The organism is Rubripirellula tenax (genome assembly GCF_007860125.1).
GTDB lineage: Bacteria > Planctomycetota > Planctomycetia > Pirellulales > Pirellulaceae > Rubripirellula > Rubripirellula tenax.
The window spans coordinates 917545-939931 of sequence record NZ_SJPW01000003.1 but is presented as its reverse complement, the minus strand read 5'-3'; the positions used below and the strand labels follow the sequence as shown (position 1 = coordinate 939931).

Annotated in this window: 14 protein-coding genes; 11 read left to right on the top strand and 3 right to left on the bottom strand. The window is 57.5% G+C overall.

Features of this window, described 5'->3' with window-relative positions:
* The first annotated feature begins 184 nt into the window (after positions 1-184).
* The 4 genes from Poly51_RS14145 to Poly51_RS14130 all read left to right on the top strand — a co-directional run bounded on the left by Poly51_RS14145 (position 185) and on the right by Poly51_RS14130 (position 4313).
* On the top strand, positions 185-1630 hold the full coding sequence (locus tag Poly51_RS14145; protein ID WP_146458398.1) for an SHD1 domain-containing protein: 1446 nt from the start codon (positions 185-187) through the stop codon (positions 1628-1630).
* A 115-nt stretch (positions 1631-1745) separates the two neighbouring features.
* Positions 1746-2300 carry a GrpB family protein gene (locus Poly51_RS14140; RefSeq protein ID WP_146458397.1) on the top strand — a complete coding sequence of 185 codons (555 nt, stop codon included), beginning with the start codon at positions 1746-1748 and terminating at the stop codon, positions 2298-2300.
* A gap of 109 nt (positions 2301-2409) precedes the next feature.
* Positions 2410-4038 carry a serine/threonine protein kinase gene (locus Poly51_RS14135; RefSeq protein ID WP_146458396.1) on the top strand — a complete coding sequence of 543 codons (1629 nt, stop codon included), beginning with the start codon at positions 2410-2412 and terminating at the stop codon, positions 4036-4038.
* Positions 4038-4313 (top strand): hypothetical protein, encoded by a 276-nt coding sequence (locus tag Poly51_RS14130; RefSeq protein WP_146458395.1) that lies wholly within the window; start codon positions 4038-4040, stop codon positions 4311-4313. The genes Poly51_RS14135 and Poly51_RS14130 overlap by 1 nt, the downstream gene beginning before the upstream one ends.
* Positions 4314-4331: 18 nt before the next feature.
* On the opposite strand, the gene Poly51_RS14125 is transcribed toward Poly51_RS14130, so the two are convergent.
* A complete protein-coding gene (locus Poly51_RS14125) occupies positions 4332-4910 on the bottom strand; it encodes a class I SAM-dependent methyltransferase (RefSeq protein ID WP_246114494.1) in 579 nt (192 codons plus the stop codon).
* A gap of 30 nt (positions 4911-4940) precedes the next feature.
* Here Poly51_RS14125 and Poly51_RS14120 point away from each other — a divergent pair, with 30 nt between their 5' ends.
* From Poly51_RS14120 to Poly51_RS14105, 4 genes are read left to right on the top strand one after another with little or no spacing between them, the layout of a single operon-like run.
* Positions 4941-5429 carry an ExbD/TolR family protein gene (locus tag Poly51_RS14120; protein WP_315853669.1) on the top strand — a complete coding sequence of 163 codons (489 nt, stop codon included), beginning with the start codon at positions 4941-4943 and terminating at the stop codon, positions 5427-5429.
* The gene (locus Poly51_RS14115) at positions 5426-5872 is read left to right on the top strand and encodes an ExbD/TolR family protein (RefSeq protein ID WP_146458392.1); all 447 of its coding nucleotides are present in this window, start codon (positions 5426-5428) and stop codon (positions 5870-5872) included. Before Poly51_RS14120 ends, Poly51_RS14115 begins: the two co-directional genes overlap by 4 nt.
* A 3-nt stretch (positions 5873-5875) precedes the next feature.
* Positions 5876-8266 (top strand): hypothetical protein, encoded by a 2391-nt coding sequence (locus tag Poly51_RS14110; RefSeq protein WP_146458391.1) that lies wholly within the window; start codon positions 5876-5878, stop codon positions 8264-8266.
* On the top strand, positions 8263-8730 hold the full coding sequence (locus tag Poly51_RS14105; protein WP_146458390.1) for a hypothetical protein: 468 nt from the start codon (positions 8263-8265) through the stop codon (positions 8728-8730). The genes Poly51_RS14110 and Poly51_RS14105 overlap by 4 nt, the downstream gene beginning before the upstream one ends.
* Here Poly51_RS14105 and Poly51_RS14100 read toward each other — a convergent pair.
* Together Poly51_RS14100 and Poly51_RS14095 are read right to left on the bottom strand one after the other, a co-directional pair.
* The gene (locus Poly51_RS14100; RefSeq protein ID WP_146458389.1) at positions 8637-9440 is read right to left on the bottom strand and encodes a hypothetical protein; all 804 of its coding nucleotides are present in this window, start codon (positions 9438-9440) and stop codon (positions 8637-8639) included. The genes Poly51_RS14105 and Poly51_RS14100 overlap by 94 nt on opposite strands.
* Before the next feature lie 33 nt (positions 9441-9473).
* Positions 9474-12839 (bottom strand): hypothetical protein, encoded by a 3366-nt coding sequence (locus Poly51_RS14095; protein WP_146458388.1) that lies wholly within the window; start codon positions 12837-12839, stop codon positions 9474-9476.
* A gap of 540 nt (positions 12840-13379) precedes the next feature.
* Between Poly51_RS14095 and Poly51_RS14090 the strand changes: the two genes are divergently transcribed.
* The 3 genes from Poly51_RS14090 (at position 13380) to Poly51_RS14080 (ending at position 22365) form a co-directional block, all read left to right on the top strand.
* The gene (locus tag Poly51_RS14090) at positions 13380-17807 is read left to right on the top strand and encodes a DUF4347 domain-containing protein (RefSeq protein WP_146458387.1); all 4428 of its coding nucleotides are present in this window, start codon (positions 13380-13382) and stop codon (positions 17805-17807) included.
* Between the two features lie 110 nt (positions 17808-17917).
* Positions 17918-21667 (top strand): protein kinase domain-containing protein, encoded by a 3750-nt coding sequence (locus tag Poly51_RS14085; RefSeq protein ID WP_186775544.1) that lies wholly within the window; start codon positions 17918-17920, stop codon positions 21665-21667.
* A 116-nt stretch (positions 21668-21783) separates the two neighbouring features.
* Complete coding sequence (locus tag Poly51_RS14080) at positions 21784-22365, top strand: hypothetical protein (protein WP_246114493.1); 582 nt, start codon at positions 21784-21786, stop codon at positions 22363-22365.
* Positions 22366-22387 lie beyond the last annotated feature (22 nt).

Sequence of the window (22387 nt, the reverse complement as noted above, 5' to 3'; positions counted from 1 at the left end):
TCGCAACTATCGCATTTTAGCTAGAATTCGCTTCTTGCCGCTTCATTTTCGCATAACTAGCATGGGGAGTCTTCGCCTATCAAACTCGTTGGAAATTTCCCACCCGAACTTGGGCGGCCGCTTGATCCGCTGTCGTTCCCTCTAGCAATCCGCAGCCCGACTGTGGAGGAGTTATATCAAAGCCATGAATCGCACGATTCGTCAAACGTTCCAGTGGTCACTCGTCTGTGTTTTAACCGTGATGTTGGGTGCCAGCCCCGTGTCGGCCGGTTGGTTGCGTCACCATCTCAAACGCCGCAGCAGTGCCGTCTGCTGTGCACCGATGCCCGTATGCTCGGTGCCGGTTTGTCCAACCGCACCCGTTTTCCCACCTGCTCCGATCGATTGCTGCCCTTCGTCGTCGGCGATGTTCAGTCCTCCGGTTCATGTCGAGCCCGTCTATTCGGCTCCGGTTTACTCCGCTCCGATGGTTGGATCGCCCGTTTCGGGTTCCTCGTCGGGCTGTCAGTGTGACTATGGTTCCGTCGACGTCGGCAGCCCTGTCGAAATGGCGATGCCCATGGATTCATACGTCCCGATGGGCGAAACAATCATTGAAGACTACGCAACGCCAATGGTCGAATCGCCAATCATCAGCGACTCGTACGACAGCGGTACCATCCACGAAGAGTATCCATCGGCGGCGCAGCCGATCGAAATGAGCACCAGCGACACGACGCCGATCGCGTCACCGTCGGACTCGGCGACTCCGGCTGCATCGGTCGAACCGGCAGCCACGGTCGAACCACAAGATGAGCCAGCGGCGGAACCGACCCCTGATCCGGCGCCTGCCGCCAAACCAGAAATTCCTGCGGATGATTTGTTCGGCGCTCCGGCAGACAGCCCGGCCGCACAAGCACCCGCCGACGACCTCTTCGGAAGTCCCTCCGAGCCAGCCCCGGCCGCCGATGCCGGTGGAGACTTGTTTGGCGATCCGACACCGGCCGATGCTGGCGGAGACTTGTTCGGCGATCCGGCTCCCGCTGATTCGGCACCTGCCGATGCGGGAATGGACGATCTGTTCGGTGACCCGAGTGAAGGAGCCGCTCCCGCCGACGCTGGCGATGACCTGTTCGGAAATCCGCCTGCTGAACAAAAGCCAGCAACCGATTCGACGATTGATGATCTGTTCGGAAGCGAACCTGCCGAGCCTGCCGGCGAAAAGTCGTCTGACAGCGTTCTCGAGGACTTGTTCGGTGATTCAACGACCGAGACGACTGACGAAGCGAAGCAAGCGACCATCGAAGACCTATTCGGTGTAACCGAATCCTTCGAAGAGTTGCCTGCTCCGATTGCTCAGCCCGCGCCTGTAGCCAAATCGGCTGCGCTGCAAGTCGTTTCCAACGTTTCGGATTCGACGGACCCCATCGCCAACGCGAAAGTTCGTACTTGGATCGATAACACCGGCGACTTCCATGTCGAAGGCAAGTTGATCGAGATCAACGAAAGCAACATCCGATTGCTGAAGGCGAATGGCCGCACCTGCACTGTGCCCAATTCACGTCTTTGTGACGCCGACGCTGCTTACATTGCTTCGGTTCAAAGCAAACTGGCCCAATCCCGCGTTGCGATGTTGACCAGCAACAAGTAGATCGGACTTGACGATCGTGAGACAATGAACCGAGTTCGGCCGCGACGGCCGAGCTCGGTTTTTTCATGTACCAACGGTCTTGCTATGTTGCCTTCGCCTGTCGTCTGGGATTCCCATGCACGATGAAATCGTCCGCTTGATGCATTACGATCCGCGTTGGCGTCAAGAATTTGAACAGACTCGCAGCAGCATCTTGTTCAGCTGTGAAGGATGGGTCACCAACGTCGAACATGTCGGCAGCACCGCGATCTCGGGTTTGATCGCCCGCCCCACCATCGACGTCTTCGCAACCGTCCAGGACGATGAAGGAATCGAGCCGGCCGGGCGGTTGATCGAGGGGCTGAACTTTCGCGAACAATCGACGGACGATTGGAACCGCGATGCCATCACATTGATCAAACCCCGATCGCTGTCGCCCGAGACACCCGAGCCGACGCACCGTGTTTGGCTGGTCCAGGAGTCGTCGCCGATGTTGCGCCGAGCCCTTCGGATGCGAGATCATCTGCGTCAGCACCCCGAATCGGCGATTCGATACGAAGAAGCCAAAGTCGCCTGTTGGAAGGAATGCGATGGTGATCCACAGCGATACCGCTACGGAAAATCAATCTTTATTGCCCACTTGATCGACCAAATCGATGCTGCCGACGATGCGGGGGGTGGACATCGCTAGACCGGTCACAAGAACGAGCACCGAAAATTGACGGATCGGGGCATCGATCGGCAGAGCTTGGATATACTCGGCATACCACGTCTACTCCTCATCCAATGTCACTTGATTTATGCCTCGCAGCCGTCTCGGACCACTGGCGATCGAATCGAAGCTGGGCGATCACCCGTCGCAAAGCTGCGTTTGGCGTGCCATTCATGTGCAATTGAAGAAGGCCGTCGCGGTCAAAGTCTTTGCCACGCCGTTCGGCGGAACCCCCGAAGCCCGGGCGTCGTTCGCGAGCGAATGGGAACAGTTAAAGAAGCTTCAGCATCCCGCGATCGCAAAGTGTTACGGCGGCGGATTCGAGGAAAAGGATGCGTATCTTGCGCACGAACTGATCGAAGGCGAAACGTTGGCGTTGCAACTTGAACGCCGCGGACGCTTGTCGTGGGAAACGGTGCTCGACATGGCTGAACCCTTGGTCGCCGCCATCGAGTACCTGCACCAAAACGACATCGTGCATGGTCGGTTGGAATCGGACAAAATTCTTTTCGCCGGACTCAGCCCCGTCCTGATCGATGTTCGAATCGACCGTATCAATTCGTCGTATCGAACCAACCGACCGCCAACGGCCAAAGAATTGGCGATGCGAGCTCCGGAATTATTGGTCGATCCCGCAGCCGCATCGCGAGCGACCGATCTGTACGGCATCGGCGCGATCATGTATCTGTCGCTAACCGGGTTGCCGCCGGCCACCGGTGAAACCATCGAAGAAGTCTCCCAATCGGTAGCCAACGATCTACCGCCGTCGCCCGCAACGTTGGTTCTTGATTGTCCCGTGTGGATGAACAAGCTGGTCATGCAATTGTTGTCCAAGTCGCCGACTGATCGTCCCATCAATGCCGGCGCGGTGACATTGGCACTTGCCGAAGTCCGCAAGCGATCGATGTCTCGTTCGGGTGTCGCCGAACACGCATCAGCCGGTTTTAGTGCGCTTGCGGTAACCAGCCAACATGATCGCGATGTCGCCCGCGAATTGCTGGGACGCGACGCAATTGGCATGGACGAGGACGTTGTCGAAGTCCCCGCGTGGCACGACCGTCCGCTCGTCTTGATTACCGGATTGGTCGCGGTGGTGGCCATGTTCGCGTATCTGCTTTGGCCGCTGAACGAAGATCAAATGCGAGATCGCGCAGAGGATTTGCTTGTCCAACAGAGTCGCAATGCGATGAACCAAGCAAAGTCGTCTTATCTGGAACCGATGCTGCAGAAATTTCCAGATGGTGAACATGTCGATTGGGTCAAAGAACAGATCGATCGTGTCGACATGTATCAAGCCGAACACGCGTTGGAAGTCAAACTGAAACGCAACCTGCCGCTACAGAATGAAGCTGAACGCTTATACGCCGAAGCAAGCCGATACGAACGATTTGGCGATGCGGCCACGGCGTTGGATCAATACCGATCGATGCAAACCTTACTTGGTGGCGATCCCCAGTACCGGCCATTCGTCAACTTGGCCCGTCGCCAAATCGCACGGATTGAATACGAGGGTGTCGATGCCGATGAAGCATCACGAATGATCGCCGCAAAGCTTGCCGAAGCGGACGAGTTGATGCGAGACGGGAAGGTCGTTCCGGCCCGCAAGATTTGGTACAGCATCGTGGAACTCTACGGCAACAACGACAACGTCGCGCCGCTTGTTGAAAAAGCACAAGCGTTACTGGCCGGCAACAGCAACACAACAGAAAGCGATTGATGGACGACCAGACCGACGAGCCCATCGAAGCCACCGTTGTGGAGGCACGAATCGTCGAAGAACCGGCTAAGTTCCTCGACAACAAGTGGGCCGTGATTGCGATCTTATTTGCCGTGACGGGGTTCCTGGGCATTCCACTGCTGTGGATGAACAAGAGTTTCTCGACCTTGGAAAGAGTCTTCTGGTCGATCGTCGTGACGATCTACACGTTGCTGTTGCTCGCCGGTGCGGCGGCCGTTTGCATGTGGAGCTACCGCCAAATCACCGGTGGTTAGGAACCAGCGAAACGTGCGTCACCGAACGCAGCGATACACAAAAGCAGGCGGCAAGTTTTTCCAGACCGTGTGACTGCGTTCAACGTGCGGGAACGTCTTTCGCAGTCGCCGCGAGAATCGCATCCCGGCGGGCAAGACGACGCCCTGCCAATACGCGAACGTTGCGAATTGGCCGCCGGGGGCCAGAACTTCCAACATGGCATCCATGATTTCCATTTGCAGCAAATCGGAAAACGACGCCCACGGCAAACCACAAACGATCGCATCGACCTGGTCGATCGATTCCTTGCGGCACAGATCGACGACGTTGGCAACACTGTCTTCGTAAACCGTAACACCCGGACAACGCTCTCGTGTCCGCTGGGCCAGATCGGCCGATCGTTCGATGGCAAAGAACTTGGCGTCGGCGTGCTTTCGCTTCAGCACGGCTTCGGTGAACACGCCCGTTCCCGGTCCAAACTCGACGATGTTCCGTGCGGTGTCCCATTGAAACCAATCGACCATGGCATCCACCAAACCGGTGCTGCTGGGCGCGACCGCGCCGACCTGAGTGGGGTTGCGCAGGAAATTTTTCAGAAACGTAACGCTGTCGGCCATGGTCATTTTTCGTTGGCAATCGAAGTGGTGATGCCGTCAAGGGTATCGGATAAACCAACACCTGTGAGGTACCATGGGCGAATGCGAGTTCCCCAATCACACGGCTATGGTTCGAATCGTCGCTCACCCGTTGGTGCCAACATGACACCGATGATCGATGTCGTTTTTCTGTTGATCATCTTCTTCTTGGTGTCCAGCCACCTGGCCCGCCAAGAGAATCATCTTCCTCTGGATCTTCCCATCGCGGCCAGCTTTGACCCTGTCGATTTGGAAAAAATGCCGCTGACGATCAGCGTCGATGCGGCCGCCCGAATCTTGGTGGGCGGCAATGTGGTCACGGCCGATCAACTGAGGCCGATCCTAGGCGACCTGCTGGCCCGATCGGGCGCCGACGCCGCGATCCGAATTCGCTGTGAAGGTGCGGTCCAGTACCAATACGTCGAACCGGTCCTGCGGGAAGCCGCGATCGCCGGGGTGACGGATGCCGCAATCGCCGTACGCGAGGAATCCACACCATGAAGTTGCCCGGAGGTTCCGATCGCCAGCCGATGGAGTTGAAGATGACGCCGATGATCGACGTCGTCTTCTTACTGTTGGTCTTCTTTGTTTGGACCAGCAGTTTTGAGCTGCCCGAGTTTGATTTGCCAAGCTCGATCGCCCAACCGCCGGCCGGGGGTGGTGAGACTCAAACGGAATCGGCGCCCACTGAAGCCTTCGACGAAATTGTCATTCGATTGAACATGCAAGACGCGGCCATGGTAATCGACTTCGGCGGCGAGCAACTGGGAAGCCCCGCCGCACTGGGCGAACGATTGTCGAAAATATTGGCGCTCGGCGTTCAGCCTCCCGTCATCATTGATCCAGCCGATGACGTCACGATGAAGGACGCCGTTTCGATCTACGACGCCGCTCGATCGGCGGGCGCCGATCGTGTCCTGTTCGCCGCCGACCCATCGTCTTGAACCATGAAGTACTCGAACCTCGCCGTTGTACTGACTCTCGTCGTTTCGATGTCCGTGGCCGCCCCTGCCGCCGATTCGATCGTCGGCCGAACGAGCGACAATGCGACGGCCGACTTGGTCGACGCACTCGTCGACCGTTCGCGTTTCGACGAAGCCGAAGCGCTTTGCGATCGTTTGACTGGTGTGGATTCCGATCCGCTGGGTGACGGAGTCGCAAGAGCGGCAATCTATCAATCGCGAGTGCGGACGGCACGCACCGTGGCTGGGGTTTCGTTCGACGCCGCCGCCGAGGTCGCCGCGTCGGAACCCGTCGCACAGTTACTGGCGTCGTATCCAGACCACCCGAGAAGACTCTTTCTGGCTTCCCAGGAATTGGCGGTCCGACGTGCTGCTGCAAGGTTCGCGGTGACAGCGTTGGCCGTCGATCCGAACGCCGCATCGCATGCGGGCGAAGTAACATCACGCCTGTTGGCATCCACTTCCGCGATGGACGGGTTGGCGGACCAGGTTCGCGCGAAACGCCAATCGGTGCAGCGGGATCGCAGTATCGACAACGTTGCGTTGGCAGATGACCTGCTGCGTTTGGAACAAGAGTTGTTAGTCGAAACGGTCTCGATCTCACTACTGCAGGCCGAAGTTTTTTCCGCGCTACCGAACGACTCGTCACATTCCGATGGCATCGCCGCCGCGACGAAGGCCGAGCAAGCCGCCGATGAAGCTATCGCCAGACTGTCCGCCGAATCGACGGCTCGGCGGGAAATCAATCGACTGAGAGTCGAAGCGATCTTGCGGTCGGGCGATCGGAAACGTGCTTCGGAATTGTTCGCGAATCTTAGCCGTGAATATTCCAAGCCGTTGCCGCCTGCGATGGTCGCGGTCGCCGCACGAATCGAATTGGCAGGCGATGAATTGGTCGCCGCCGGAAAAATCGTGAACTCGTTTTACGGCGACGATCTGATGAACGCACCTCCGTCGGTCGAAATGGATTTGGTGCGACTTCGCTACTTGCTTGAAAAGATGCAAACCGGTGACGGCAACGCGCGTCAAGTTGCCCAGTGGATCGAAATGATCGGCCGACGTGGTGGCCCGTACGCAACCCGTCGTGCCGAAGCGATTTCGTTGGCGCGAATGCGATCCGGTGGATCCGCTGCCACCGTCGAAGCTTCCTTGATTGCCGCCCAGGGTCGTGACTGGTTGCGACGAGGCGATGCGGTTCGCGCCGCCGAATTGCTTGCCGCTGCTGCATCCGCCGAAGCCGATCCCGATGCTTCAATCCGACATGCATTGGAAGCCGCTGCCGCATGGTCTTCGATTGATGAAGCCGAGAATGCCGCAATCGTTCTGGCAGCAACGGCGACGAACAAGCCGTCGGCCACGGACGCTGCAAAAATACACATGCACTCGGTCTTGATGTTCTCGAAGTTGGACGATGCGGCCGCGAGACAAGATGCGATCATTGATATGTTGCGAGACCATCTCACGAATTGGGCCAGTGGCGAAACCGCCAACGCGGCACACCAATGGTTGATCAAGATCCTTGACGCTGACGAAGACAAATCGAAGGCCGCAGAAGCTTCGTTGATTCGCGCCGACGCGTTGACGCCGACGGAATGGAATCGTGCTCTCGACCTTTGGCAAAATGCCATGCTTTCGACGCCTTCGGATCGCCTTGGCGAATTCTCCGAACACGTCGCGGCATCGTTCAAGCCGGCTTCAAAGATTCCGAGCGCCGCTTCGGTCTACAGAGTGGCGATCGCGACGATGGGCGATCGAGAGTCGTTGCGGATTGCGGAACCCTTGACAAAGGATGGCGATGATTTTTTATCCGCGGTCATTCGTTGCCGCGTTTCGGGCCAATTCAATTTACAGACTCCTGTTCCCGCCGACGGACTTTCGGCTGCAACGCGACGTTGCTTGATTCGACGTTTGATGCAGGATGGCATTGAAGATCCACCACTGCGAAAACCGATTGCTCAGTGGATCCAGCGATGGCCGGAAGCCGACGATTCCGTTCTCGATCAAGCGACTCGCTACCTCTGGCTGGCCCGTCCAGACGATGCCATCCGCGTTCTTGATGAACACATCGCGACCGATCCGAACACGAGCGAGACGTTGTTCGCGGCGGCTGAATCGTTGGCGGCGTCCACCGATATACGTGCAAGAGAAAAAGCGATCGATTATCTGGATCGCGTGGCCGCGGGCAGCCCCAGCGGCAGCCCGTCGTGGCACCGTGCAAAAACTGCCGCGATCGAATTGCTGGTTCCAATGAATCGAGGTGACGAGGCAAAGCGTCGCGCCGATTACATTCGATTGACGCTACCGACGATGGATGCACAAACGAAACGGCGATACCAAAGCCTCAGTGATTCGGTTGGGAAAGAAGGATCTCAATGAACCACACCATTCCCAATTCTCTCCGATTCGCCGTTTTACACCATCGCATCGGATCGGCTTTCCAACGAATCCCGTACGACCACTTTGATTGGATGTTCGAAGATGGCGATTCCCTTACGACTTGGTCGTCGCCTGTGATCGCGGATTGGTCCAGCGATTTCGGAGTCACTTGCGACCAACTACCGCCACATCGGAAAGAGTACATCGACTACGAAGGGCCCATCAGCAACGATCGCGGCGAAGTTTCTCGGGTGCTAGGAGGCACATATCTTGCCATTGACCGATCGGCGGATCGCTTTGCCGCTCGTTTGATCGTCGATCCGAAACGATCCGTTCATCCGTTGGCCATGACCGACGGCGAAGTCATTTTTCAGCGGATGGTGGATGAATCGGGACGCGATGACGTACTGAAGCTGGCGGGTTGGTCGATGGTTTGCCTGCGCGGACGATACGATACAAACTGATGCACCGGCCCTCGTGGACGAAACGCGGTTTTTGATGCTTCACCGGTGTACCCCGACAACAGTACGGCGCCGTTGTAGGTCATGACCGATGCGACAACGACGGGGCTGATGTCGTAGCGCGGGTCCTCGCTGGGGATGTTGACCAACGCGATCGGCCCCGAATCGGTCAGGTCCCATCGGATGTCGATATCACCACGAGCCGCTTCTTTGGTGATGCCGGTCAAGAACTTGCTCAGCGGCAGCGGCAGCGAACCGGCTCGTAGATTTTCGACGCGGAACGCAAGCAGGTTCGGCTCCTCGGTCAACACAACCACAAACTCGCACGAGATGACCGTATCGATGCGACCATGCTTGTAGCGAACGGCCGCCAAGACACGATCATCCTCGATGACGATGCGAGGCTCACGTGCGCCCAGCGCCGCCAGTCGTGGAAACTTCTGAGGCAGTTCTTCAATCAACCACGCGTTGATTTGCTCGTCACTGAATGCGGCTCGCCAAGAACCGATCTTTGCCGCATCCGAACGGAGCTGTTGGACTTCGGCCTGCAATCGACGGCTTGCCTCGACCGTGCTTGTCGAGCCTTTGTTGGATGCGGCCGTGTAAAACTCGGGGACAAATTGCGATTGTTGGAGAGCCCAGAACGTGGCGCCGGCACAAATCGACGTGACAGCGATCACTCCCGCGACGATCTTCTTGGTCCAACTTCGCATCACAATCCTTCATATACAGAAACGACGGATAACTCAGAACCTAAGTGGTCGCGGTAACCAACTTCGCACTCGCTCGGCGACGCCCGTTGATTCCGGCTGTTTGGCACCAGATTCATTGACTTGGCTTGTTACTTCATCCGGCGGATGAACCAGCAGGAACCGGGCCCAATGATTCTGCAGCAAACGGGCGGATGGCGTCAGATTTCCTCGTTGTAAACCTTGGACCGCCAAGAACGCTTGGCTTTGGAGCTCCGCACGTTCCTTTGCCAACGGAAACTGGTCATGCAAACGGATGTCATCGATCCAAACGCGACCGCCCGACAAGCTGTCGATCGTCAAACGAACGGATTCAGTACGATTGGGATCGATGAAGTCGGCTTCGAGCACGATCGATCGCGCCCTCCACTTACCATTGCACGGTATCTCGACGTCGGCGCTTTGTCGAATCGGCGAACCGTTTTGCGTCGCCTCGATGGAGACTCGTAAACGGTGTACGGCACCTTCAGGTTTTAGTTCGCCGCGACACGCCATCGATACGGCCAAGCGGCCGCTTTCCGGTGGAGTCACCGTTTCGCTGACCAGCCACGTCCTCGTCGATACCGTCGCATCGGTCGTCAGCAGCACCGACTGGTGTCCCTCAACCGCTTCGCCTTCATCGACGCGGACGCATTGCGGCGGATGTTGCGCATGCAGCCAACCGACCAAACCCATTCCGCCGGACTGTTCAAAGCTGCCGTTGACCAATCCATCGTACGCACGTGGGTCCCCCAGGATGCCGATTCGCTCGACAATGGAGGTGATTCTTTGTTTGATCTTCTCGACAACGACCGGTCCGCCGGCTGGAACCGCCGTCCAAGCTAGGACGGGTGATGTCAATCCATCGCGGCGCAGGACGACGACTTCGCCCGCGGGTAGCTCCATCCGAATTCGATCCGGCGGATCGGATGGTAATCTCGTAATCGACACGTCGCCACTGACAACTTCCCATTCCTGACCAGGGACAGAGTCGATCGCGATTAAGTTGTTCCACGGAGCCAGCGAGACTACCGACACATAGGACTTTGATTCAGAAACTGAAGTCGATACGTGCAAGCGAATATGTTGCGATGATGGATCTGCGGCATCCAGCGATTTGGAGTGGTGGATCGGCATCGATTCGAATCCGACCAATACGTTTTCGAGTCGCGGTAGCAGCAACGGATATTCGATCGGAAGCTCGACCATCAATACGGTGGGATCTATCGAATCAAAAACCAATATCGCGTCACGATCCAGCGATGGATAGCAAACGGACACCGCCGAACCGTCGTCACGTTGGCCGATTGCCGCCGCGATCGGCCGGTCGTGTGAGGATGGCTTCGCTGCACTCAAACGCTGTTGAAAGAGTGAGCGCATCGTTGTTCGGTCACGACGGGGAAGTGCAAGAGACTCGAGCGGTGTGATCTCGGCTTGCGGCGGCAGTATCGCCGTCATGTTCGTTTCAACGAGCCATCGAACGTCGGCCGGCGAATCATTGCGCACACTTTCGAGGGCATCAGACTGTTTTTCTGGTGCAAGTAGTTGTTCCCCGGAGTTCCCGGTGAAACGAAACAGCATTCCCGCGAACGCTGGTTCATCGTGCCATTGATTGGCAATGTGGGTAGCGACGTTGGCGGATTCTGGCTGTGCTAATGCGTCGACGGTAAGGAAAACTGGCATTTGGTTCTTTTTCGCCAACTGCATCAGCAGGGGGCCGCGAACCTGATCATCGCCATCGAACCAAACGGGATCGAAGCCATGGCCGGTATCGAACAAAGCACGATGACCGTCGCATGCGACGACAGCGACGCTGTTCATCCCGTTCACAGCCGCATGGTCGCACAATCGTTCGGTAGCGATCCAAGTGCGATAGAAGCTGATCGTTCGATCGCTGCAGTTGCCAACCGTATCGCGTTGTAACAGATCTTCTGTCAGCCGGTTGAACCAATCGAATTGGTTCAATCGCAATGCGGCAGCTCGATGTATTGGTCGGTCGACGTTCGCGTTAGCAATCCGTTCCGGACCCGCTTCGATGCGAATGGATTCGAAACTGACATCAACTTCTTGATTCAGATTCGTCAACCAGATCTGGTCATCGCCGCTGGGATAGTAGACGCAGGTCTGCGTCAGCCACCCGGATCGTTCTTCCGATTCATCCAGATTGGCGTCATCGTCTGGCGCCAAAACGAATGACACGGGCAAGTTGTTTCGGTACTCGCCAGAGCCGACTTCGATCTTCATCGACCCGGCAAGGTCCGCCGGATAACGCAGCGTGATCTTGTGCGGCATGTGGCGATTGGCAACGGAAAAATTCGTTTGAAATACGGTTTGGGCCGCTAACACCGAAACGGTCTCGCCATCGTGATCGCGCGAGGTCAATTCGCTGACGACACCCGTATCACCCGAGATCAATCGTGTTGCTTGCTTGGGAATCCATTGATCGACCGACCAATGCGATTGCGAAGGTTGGATCAACTCGACCGTCGTCCAAGAGGTGTTCGCCGTCGGCGGTGCGTTAGACAGATCCGTCGACGGCATGACGGCCAATGACTCGGTTGCGGCGACCAGTGGTGGGGCCTTTCGGCGCAGTCTTGACCACAGCTTGTCCTGTTCCGTTTCGATCTCGCAGCGAAATTCGTAAACGCCTTCGTCGCGAAGGATTCCATCCTCGATCGCCATGGGCAATGAGTTGCCGTGTTCGTCAATCGAAACAGTCTTTTGGCCGGAATGAACGGTTTGACCGCGACCGACCTCGTAGAAACTGTAAGCGAGTGTCAGTGTTCGCGACGGCGGTTGATGCAAAGCGTTGACTGCCACAACGATGCCGTGGTGTTGTCCGGCATGCATGATCCCGTGATCCGCCTCGCTCGCAATCCGCAGCGCGTCACCGGATTCCCGGCCCAGCGACCACGTCGATGTTGCGGATGTCGTGGGGGACTCCCCTTTGGATTCAATCGTCTCGCCAGCGACCAAGCGTCGAACGGCGACTTCCATGACTCGGTTGTCACTGGCGCTATGCGACGGGCTTGTTGCCAGCTGTTTGATTCGCAGAACAGCATCAGGGGAACAACGAAGTCGGAACCGAACTCCTCCGTCGCCGGTCGGGTTCCGAGGCGAGAAACGGAACCTGCTTTGGTCTTCGGATCGTTCGATGGCACCGACGGTTTGCGGCGCTGCGCAGCGATTCTGGACGTCAATCAATCGGCCCGTTTTTCCATCCACAACTTCTGCTTGCAGGTCCCACAAGGTGGGGGTTGGCGATTTCCATCGCCAATTCAAGCGGATATCGACAATGTCATCGGTAGATGTAGCGATATCCGAGGCCGAAGCAACGGAAACGCAAGCGAGCGACCCAAGCAATGCCATGGTAATGGCAAACATCGCGCGCTCGATCATGGATCGGCGCGGCACGTGCGACGAGGGGCATAGACTTCCGTGTCCAGCCGTCATTGTCTTGCCTGTGTTGGCGATGCGAGTGAAAAGCGGGGCGGTTCGCCACCATCTAGCGGCATTGCCAATGAAACAGCCCGGTCAGTCTGGCAACACTACTGGGTAGGCGAGGCCCAGGTAAAGAGGAAACACCGTCACTCTGGTGCAGGGGGCCTGCAGGCACGCCAATCTTTCTTGGATCCAGGTTCCGTTTTTGGTCGGGCTACGTCACCCGAAACGCGACCGCTGCGCTGCCCATTGCCACTAGGTCACTTTTGGGCTTCGGGGCGAGGGATTGGGCCGAAAATCGAGAAAAAGCTTGCGCGGGAACATCGTCGATTCGGCACAACTGATACATCCATCCCAATTTGGCCATGATTTGATCGTGCACAGTCACATGCAAATTTGCATGCATGGGGGGTGGGACTACGATCGAAGTTGGTTTCCTATCCGATTTGGCATCCCAGCTCAACTCTCCCAAGCACCGAATTTATGACACGCGTTTCGTCATCTCGTCGTTATCTGCAACGTCCCCATTGGTCGCTGACCGCTCTTGAAACTCGCGTGATGATGGCAGCCGACGCCGGCGCCGCCGTTGCCGCGCCGGCGAATATCGTCTGCGAAGTCGCGTCCACCGTCGCCCCATCCGACCCGACGACCACCAGTGATGTCGTCGTGTTTGTCGACTCGGCCGTTGATGAATTGACCGACGTCGCCCAGCCGATTGCTTCGGGCGCTTCACTGGTGCTGATTCATTCCCAGTCCGATGGCGTTGCCCAGATTCGCGATTACTTGGCCGATCATCCAGGCGTCCGCCAAGTTCATATTCTGTCACACGGTGCCGACGGCCAACTGCAACTCGGCGCCACCAAGCTATCAGCCGCCAACTTGAAGATTCACGCCGGCGACATCCGCGCCTGGGGCGAGACACTGGACACCGCTGCGGACATCATGCTGTATGGCTGCGATGTCGCGTCCAGCGACGTCGGCAAACAATTTGTCGCCGAGATCGCGAGACTCAGCGGCGCCGACGTTGCCGCTTCCACCGACCGTACCGCCAATGCGCTGCGTCAAGGCGACTGGGAACTGGAATACCACGTCGGTTCGATCGAATCGGGCATCGCGTTGTCGGATCAAGCGATGCGATCCTACCAGGGTCACCTGGGAATCGAAATTCGCGCCGCCGGATCGATCGGCAACGAAGAGATGCAACTGCAAATCGGCAACCAAATCGTTCAAACGTTTACCGTCACCAACGATGGTGTCTTTGGACGCAACTATCAGTCCTACTTTGCCGACATCGACGGCGCCGACATTAACGATGTTCGAATCAATTTTGTCAACTCGCAATACGATCCGGCCAACAACATCGACGGTAACTTGGGGATCGATTGGATCCGTGTTGACGGAACTCAATACGAAACCGAAGACCCCAGCACGTTTTCGACCGGAACATGGGTGCCCGGTGTGGGCATCACGCCGGGTTACAAGCAGTCCGAGATCCTGCACGCCGACGGTTACTTTCAATTCAGCGGCCCGTCCAACCCAGGTACCGGCGACGGTTCCGTGATCCGCATTTTCGCATCGGGCGATACCGGCAACGAACGAATGCAGTTGCTGATCGATGGCCAAAACGTTGCCGCGTTCGACAACGTTTCAGCCTCAGGCGGCGTGTTCACGTTCCAAGCGGATTCGACGGTAACCGCCGATCAGGTTCGCATCGCGTTTGATAACGACCTGTATGCACCGCCGGTCGACCGCAACTTAAACGTCGATCGTATCGAGATCGATGGAGTCACGTTCGAAACAGAAAACCCAGCCGTGTTCAGCTCCGCCGGTTACGTCGAGGGCGTCGGCATCACGTCAGGTAACCTGCAACAAGAGACGCTCTTCACCAACGGTTACTTTCAATATTCCAACAACGGTTCTGGTCCCGTCAACCCACCTGTTGATCCGCCTACCATCGACAACGGCTTGATCGGCTATTGGAAGCTGAACGAAGCATCCACCACATCACCGATCGTCGACTCGTCGAGTAACGGTAACAACGGATCGGCGCTCAACTTTGTCGCGCCCAACGGACCAACCAGCGATGTACCAGAAATCGACGGTGCTAATCCTGGTGCGTTCGACTTCGATGGCGTTAACGACGTGATACAGGTCGGCGAAAGCGAGTCGCTTCGTTTGACCGAAGGCACCTATTCGCAATCGCTTTGGATTCGGCCGACAAGCGGCACCAATGTCTTCCGCGGTGTGATCGGCTATCAAGCCGGTTCGACTGCCGGACAACGCTATCCGTTTGTCTACACCTACGGCGACGCGATCTATGCCGGGTTCGGAACCGGTGGGAACACGTGGAAAGGCGTCATCGCTGACAACGTGTTGGACATCGGACAATGGAATCATATCGCGGTCACGTTTGACGGCACGGCGATGACACTGTTCGTCAACGGCGAACAAGTTTCTGCCAACAGCAACTTTGCCGGTTCGCGTCCGACGACCGCCTATGGCCGATTGAACATCGGCGCGGTCAACAACAACTTCCTGGGACAAATCGACGAAGTCCGCATGTACAACCGATCGCTGACGTCCTTGGAAGTTGACGTGCTTAGCGGTACCGGCACCGTCACACCGCCTCAAACCGGCCCCGGCGAAATCGGATTGGCCAGCACTCAAGTTACCGTCAATGAAAACGCGGGCAGCGTTTCGATCGGACTGCGACGGACGGGCGGCACCAGCGGAGCAGCTCAGGTCTTCTATACCACGCAAGACGGATCGGCGGTCTCGGGTGTCGATTACTTCGGCATCGAGTCGGGCGTGGTTAATTTTGCCGATGGTCAAGAATTCGGCACGATCAGCATTCCGTTGATTGATGACGGCAATGACGACGGCGACATCTCGTTCGGCGTATCACTGTTCCGCGTCGAAGGCGCCGTCCAAGGTCAACCACGAACCGCCCAGATCACGATTGTCGACGATGAATCGGGTTCGGGTTTGATCGGATACTGGAATCTGAACGAAACGTCCAACAGCGGCCCGATCCTTGATTCGTCAGGGTTAGGTAATAACGGCGTCGCGACCAACTTCGCCGGAACCACCGGTCCGATCACCACGGCACCCAACACCAACTTCAACAACCCCGGCGCATTCGCCTTCGACGGAGTCAACGACTCGATCGAAATCGCCGAAAGCGAATCACTACGGTTGACCGAAGGTTCGTACAGCCAATCGCTTTGGATTCGGCCGACCAGCGGGACCGACGTGTATCGTGGCGTGATCGGTTACCAAGTCGGCAATTCGATCGGCACGCGTTATCCGTTCATCTATACGTACGGCGATGGGCTGGCCGTCGGTTTCGGCAGTGGCGGAAACACATGGAAGGGCGTCTCCGTCGACAACGTCTTGACCGTTGGCGCGTGGAATCACGTCGCGGTATCGTTCGACGGTACGTTCATGCAATTGTTCGTCAACGGCGAAGTCGTCGGCACCAATAACAACTTTGCCGGCTCGCGACCGACGACTGCCGTGGCGCAGTTGTCGATCGGCAAAATCAACAACCAGTTCGTCGGTCAAATCGATGAAGTCCGCATGTACGACCGTGCGATCAGCGGCGGCGAAGTCAGTGCGTTGATCGACGGGGCTGCATTGCCACCACCGCGAGTCGTCGGTTCGCTTAGCACGCAAACGATCGCCAGCGGATTCCTGCAACCGACGACCGTCGAACAACTTCCCGACGGACGATTCTTGGTCGCCGAACGGGCCGGCATCATCCGCCTAGTCAACGCCAACGGAACCGTTGCCAGCACACCGTTCTTGGACATTCGTGACATGGTCAACATGGTCGGTAACGACCGTGGATTGATGTCGATCGCGATCCCGCCGAACTTTGCCCAAACGCGCCAGATCTATTTGGCCTACACCTATGATCCACCGGAAGTTCAAGGATTGAGCGGCAACGGTGGTCCCGATGGTGAAGGCGGACGCGTCGCCCGAGTGACTCGCATGACCGTCAACGCTGACTGGACGGTGGCCGATCGCAGCAGCGAGGTCGTCGTGGTCGGTACCAACAGCACCTACCAAAACATCGGTCAACCCAATCGTCGTCCGCTGGCAAGCGATCCTCAATCAGGCCTCGACGCCAACGGAAATTATATTGCCGACTTCATCGCCAGTGATGAGTTGAGCCACACGATCGGCGATATGGAATTCGGTTCCGATGGCGCGCTTTACATCTCGACCGGTGACGGCGGTTCGTACGGTCGCGTTGATGCGGTCAACTTGCGAGCCCTGAATCTGAACAGTCTGAACGGCAAAATCTTGCGAGTCGATCCGGTGACCGGGCTTGGACTTTCGGACAACCCGTTCTTTGACGGCAACTCCGCCAGCAACGCCAGCCGCGTGTACTCTTTGGGCCTTCGCAACCCGTTCCGATTCGCGATCAACCCCAACGACGGCGAGGTCTTCATCGCAGACGTCGGTTGGCTTAACTGGGAAGAACTGAACACCGGTCGTGGCAAGAACTTTGGTTGGCCCGCGTACGAAGGAAACGGTTTGACCGGTGGTGATCGAGGCAGTTACTCGTCGCTGCCCGGCACTCAGGCATTCTTAAACAGTGGCGTCGAAGTGACGCCGCCGATTTGGACGCGCAGCCATTCATCGGGTGCTCGCGCAATCATCATGGGCGACTTCATCCAAGGCGGCCAGTATCCCGCAAGCCTGCAAAACGCATTCATCTTCACCGACATTGGTGACCGAGTGCTTCGCGCCGGACGTATCGATGCCAGCGGCCAGTTGATCGACATCGTGCCTGTTTCGTCCAATGCCGGCTTCATCACCGACATCATGCGAATGGCCGACGGATCGCTGGTCTATACCGACTTTGTTTCGGGAACGATCGGCCGGTTGATCTACAACGCGTAACGTTGCATCAACGAATGAACAAACCAACAGGTGTCGCGAGCAACGCTTCGCGGCGAGGCAAAAGGTTATCCTAATGCTTCCGAACACTCGAAGTTGGAAGTCCCATCGTTGTGAGCAAACCCAATCCATCGAGCGCCGAGCGCGTGGAATCGATCTTCTTCGACGCGCTCGATTTGCCCACCAGCGATCGAGCAGCCTTCGTTGAACAGGAATGCGGCGGAGACGACGATTTAAAGTCGAAAGTCAACGCCTTGCTGGCTGCCGACGAAGCAGCCGGTGGCGACGAGTTTTTGGAATCCGCTTTCATCGGCAAGCAGTTCGTCGACGAGGTCGCCGTCCCGTCGTCGGTCGACGAATCGCCCGACGGTGACGGTGAAACACATCGTTTCAAAGTCCTTGCTCGACATCAACAGGGTGGATTGGGCGAAGTGTTGATCGCGCTCGATCAACAACTCGGCCGCGAAGTCGCGATCAAGCAGATCCAACCGAAATGGCAGAACAATCCCGAAGCTCGCAAGCGATTCGTTCAAGAAGCCGAAGTTACCGGGCGGTTGGAACACCCCGGAATTGTTCCCGTTTATGCGATGGGAACCTGGCCCGATGGACGCCGTTTTTATGCGATGCGATTCATTCAGGGCGGCACACTCAAGCAAACCATTGCCGACTACCACAACTGCGATCTTCATGACACACCATCTGTGAAACTACTTGGGCTGCGTCAATTGCTGGGTAAGTTCATCGATGTTTGCAACACGATCAGCTACGCCCACAGCCGCGAGATTCTGCACCGCGACATCAAGCCAGCCAACATCATGGTCGGTCCCTATGGCGAAACACTGGTGGTGGATTGGGGATTGGCGAAGTTGCTCGATCCGGCGCAAAGCGAGTCCATGACCCAAGTGTTCATGGACGAGATTCGACAAAACAACGAGGACGACGATTCGGCACCGTCACATGCTGTCGGCACCGTGGGCACGCCCCAGTACATGAGCCCCGAACAGGCCGACGGCCGGATCGACGAAATCAGCACGCGAACGGATATCTATTTGTTGGGATCGACGCTGTACGAAATTCTGGCGGGACTGCCGCCACACCGTGACGACTCGATCAAGCGACTGTTGCCTCGCATCGTCGCCGGAGACTTCCCACGGCCTTCTGAAATCGTCGCCGATGTTCCACCGGCGCTGCAGGCGATTTGCTTAAAAGCCATGTCGCGATTCCCGTCCAATCGTTATCGACGTGTTTCCGACTTAGCGACGGACATCGAACGATGGTTGGCGGACGAACCCGTTTCGGTCCATCGCGATTCACCGTCGGTGCGGATCGGTCGGTGGATTCGTGGGCACCGCACGCTGGCCTATTCGGCGGCCGTTGCGGCGACGTTGGTCACGGTCGGATCGATTTCGGGCTCAGCAATCTGGAACACATTGAAGGCGAAACAGTTTCGCATCGAAAGAGAGAACAATGCCAATGCGATGGCGCTCGATGCCGTATCGGCAAGACGACTGATCGAACTTCGGACGTCGGCCCAAGGTGCAATCAATCTGGCGAAAAAGGAAGTCGCTGCCGACCGATTCTCATCCGCATTGAGCGTGCTCGACCGCGCGATCGACTCGCTGGACGAAGAAACCCAGTTACGCGAAATCCAAGACGAAACGGTTCAGAAGGCGATCGAGCTGAGCCGCATCGTCGACTTCTATCAATACGCAGACGAAACGAGTCTTTACAACGTGCTTGCGCGTGACAGTCGTTCGATTGCGGCTTGTCGCGCATCGCTGGAATCGCTTGGTGTCTGGGATCATCCCGACTGGTGGTTTCATTTGCCGGCGAGCGACCTTTCGCCGGAACAAACAGACCGACTTCGTTGGGATGTTTACCAACAGTGGATGTTGCTGGACGCGATGCTGATCAAGACCGCCGGAACCCGGCTGACGGGTATCGGCAGGATCACTTCAAGCGGCGGACTATTTGGTGCAACACGGCGATTTTTGCGGACGAACGAAGGGAAAAGCGAATGCCAATCGGCGGAAGTCGTCAGCCAGCGGATCGAAATGTTTCGACGTTCCGAGGCCGCCCACTGGTATCGCCGCGCGGCCGAGTTTCGGTTGATGAAGGGGTCACGGTTGGCCGCCAGCGAACTTGGATTGACCCAGACTGCGACCGATTCGCACGGCTTGGGTGTGCTGTCGATGATTGCGGCGATGGACCCAAATTTCGAGCTATTCTTTCGCAATTACCAAGGTGACGATTCCTTGGTCACGTCGCGAGACTTGTTCCTTCGCGCGTCGACCCAGCGCCCCAATCATTACTGGACCAGTCTGGCGCTCGCGCAGGTCGAGTTTCTGATGGCCCAGCGAGACGGTGGCAATGACCCCCGCCAATTCGACGCCGCAATCCAGGCCATCGGGCGATGCATAGCAATGGATCCGCAGAAGTGTTTTGCGTTCGCCGATCGTTCGTCGATCTATCGCGCCCAAGCAAGGTTGATCGGACGATTGCCGGCAGCCGATTCGCAGTTCGATGCGGCCGACCGCAAACGCCGAGCCGCAGAACTTCGCCGCTGGAGTTTAGCGGACGCGACAGAAGCCGATCGGTTGTCACGCAACCAAGTCGAGGGCGAACAACCGTGGGTCGGTTGGCAACACGGATTGGCGATCTACGATTCGGGTTCCGAAGACGCCGCATGCGTCGAAAGAGCGATCGATCGGTTCATCGAGACTTCGAAATTGACTCTCGCGTTAGTTCCGATTGTCGATGCATCGTTGGTCCGCGCCGATGATTTGAGAGGACGTGAAGAAGCGGCTGATGTGGTCGAAACGATGGCCGATCGATTGGCCGATGATGCAAAGTATCCCGCGTTGCTGGCGTCGATTCGATTGGGTCAAAATCGATTGGACGAATCGCGACGGGCTGCTGAAACGGCGCTGCAGCGATCACCTGATTCGGCCCACGCACATGCCGTGGCGGGACTGCTGGAATTGCAAGACGAACGACCCAGCGCCACACAGGTCGCCGCGGCGGGGGAACATTTCACCGCCGCAAAGAGAATCGATCCCAATCATGACTGGGTCAATTGGGGTATCGGGAAGTGTTTCGAACACCGCAATCGACTCGCCGAAGCAATGACGGCGTATCGCGAAGCCTTTGCCAAAGGGCGAACGGCCGACCATCGGGCGGCGGCCCTGCTGGGACAAGCAAGAGTCTTGGGTGCGACCCAGCGGTACGAGGAATCGAAAACGTTGATTGAGCGCGCACGCGTATTGGAACCGGCGACCGATTTGATGCTGACCGTCATTCGACCGCTGGGGATGCGCTACGGGTCACTGCAAAAAGTTGCACCGGAGGACCCGAAACTGCCGGCGATGAAAACCTTTTTGGAAGCGTTGGTGAAGATTCCTCGCGCCAGTGAATTTGAAGTCCCCATTGACAGCGAGGGGCCATTCCGGGCGGCTGTGCTGAACGGTGGGTTTGAACTCGGGTCGACCCGCTATTGGACCGACGACGCGGGCGGTCGTGTCGTTCGAGACGACTCGCATGACGGCGATCAATGCTTGATGATTCCAGCGGCAAGCGGTGGAAACGTCACTCAAGTGTTCCCCGTCCAACCGGCATCCGAATACAAGATCGAGGTTTGGATGAAGACGGTTGATAGCCGTCCGGCGACGTGTCGCGTTTGGATCGACGCAGCGAAGGTCATCGAAGTCCAACCGGCGGCTGATCAGTGGACCGTTGCCAAAGGGGATTTCCGAACCACCGACCAGACTTGGCCGCCTGTGAACGATGCCGAGCTGCGGATCGAGGTTTCGGGGGCAGGCGGGATTAAGCTGGACGACGTCCAGGCCTGGTGGACCCCGGAGTAGCAGGGAAAAACTTTTTGAAAAACGTTTAAGGGGTTTCCGGCGAATTGCCGCAGGTTTGGGTGAGGCGGCCAAACGGGTCGCCAACTTCCCGCAAACGCCCAAATCAGAGAAATCCCATGACTCACTCGATCACCATCACCACCGTCGCTCGCACCGTTTTCGCCAGCCTGGCTTTGGCCGCTGTCCTTTCCATTTCCGCTTCCACCGCGTCGGCTCAATCGGCCGGGTCTTGGGTCGACATCGGCAAGGGATTCGCCGGAGCGGGCGGATCGGCGAACGGCCCGATCTCGATCGTCAAGAGCCGCAGCAGCTCGAAGAACGGAATGCAATTTGGCCACGGATTCGCACTGGGTGCCGGCCCCAACGGCTTGGCGATCAGCAACTCGATCGGTGCCGGAGCCGGACCGGGCGGCGTGGCTCACAACATGAACCTGAACATCGGTCGAGGCGGCACCCACTTCAGCCATGGCGGTGTGACCAGCACCGGCGGCAACCGCCGAGTCATCTCGGGCGGCCAAACGGGGATCCAAAATGGGCGAGTTTACGGCGGCAGCCAATCGACCGGCTTCGGCCAGAACACGAACGCCTGGTCCAACAGCCACACTCGCCAATGGGGCCAACCGACCTACCAAACCTTCCCCGTCACGAACGGATCGATCAACACCGGATCCAACCACCGAGTCTTCAACCACCGCTAAATACTGACTCAATACCCCTCCG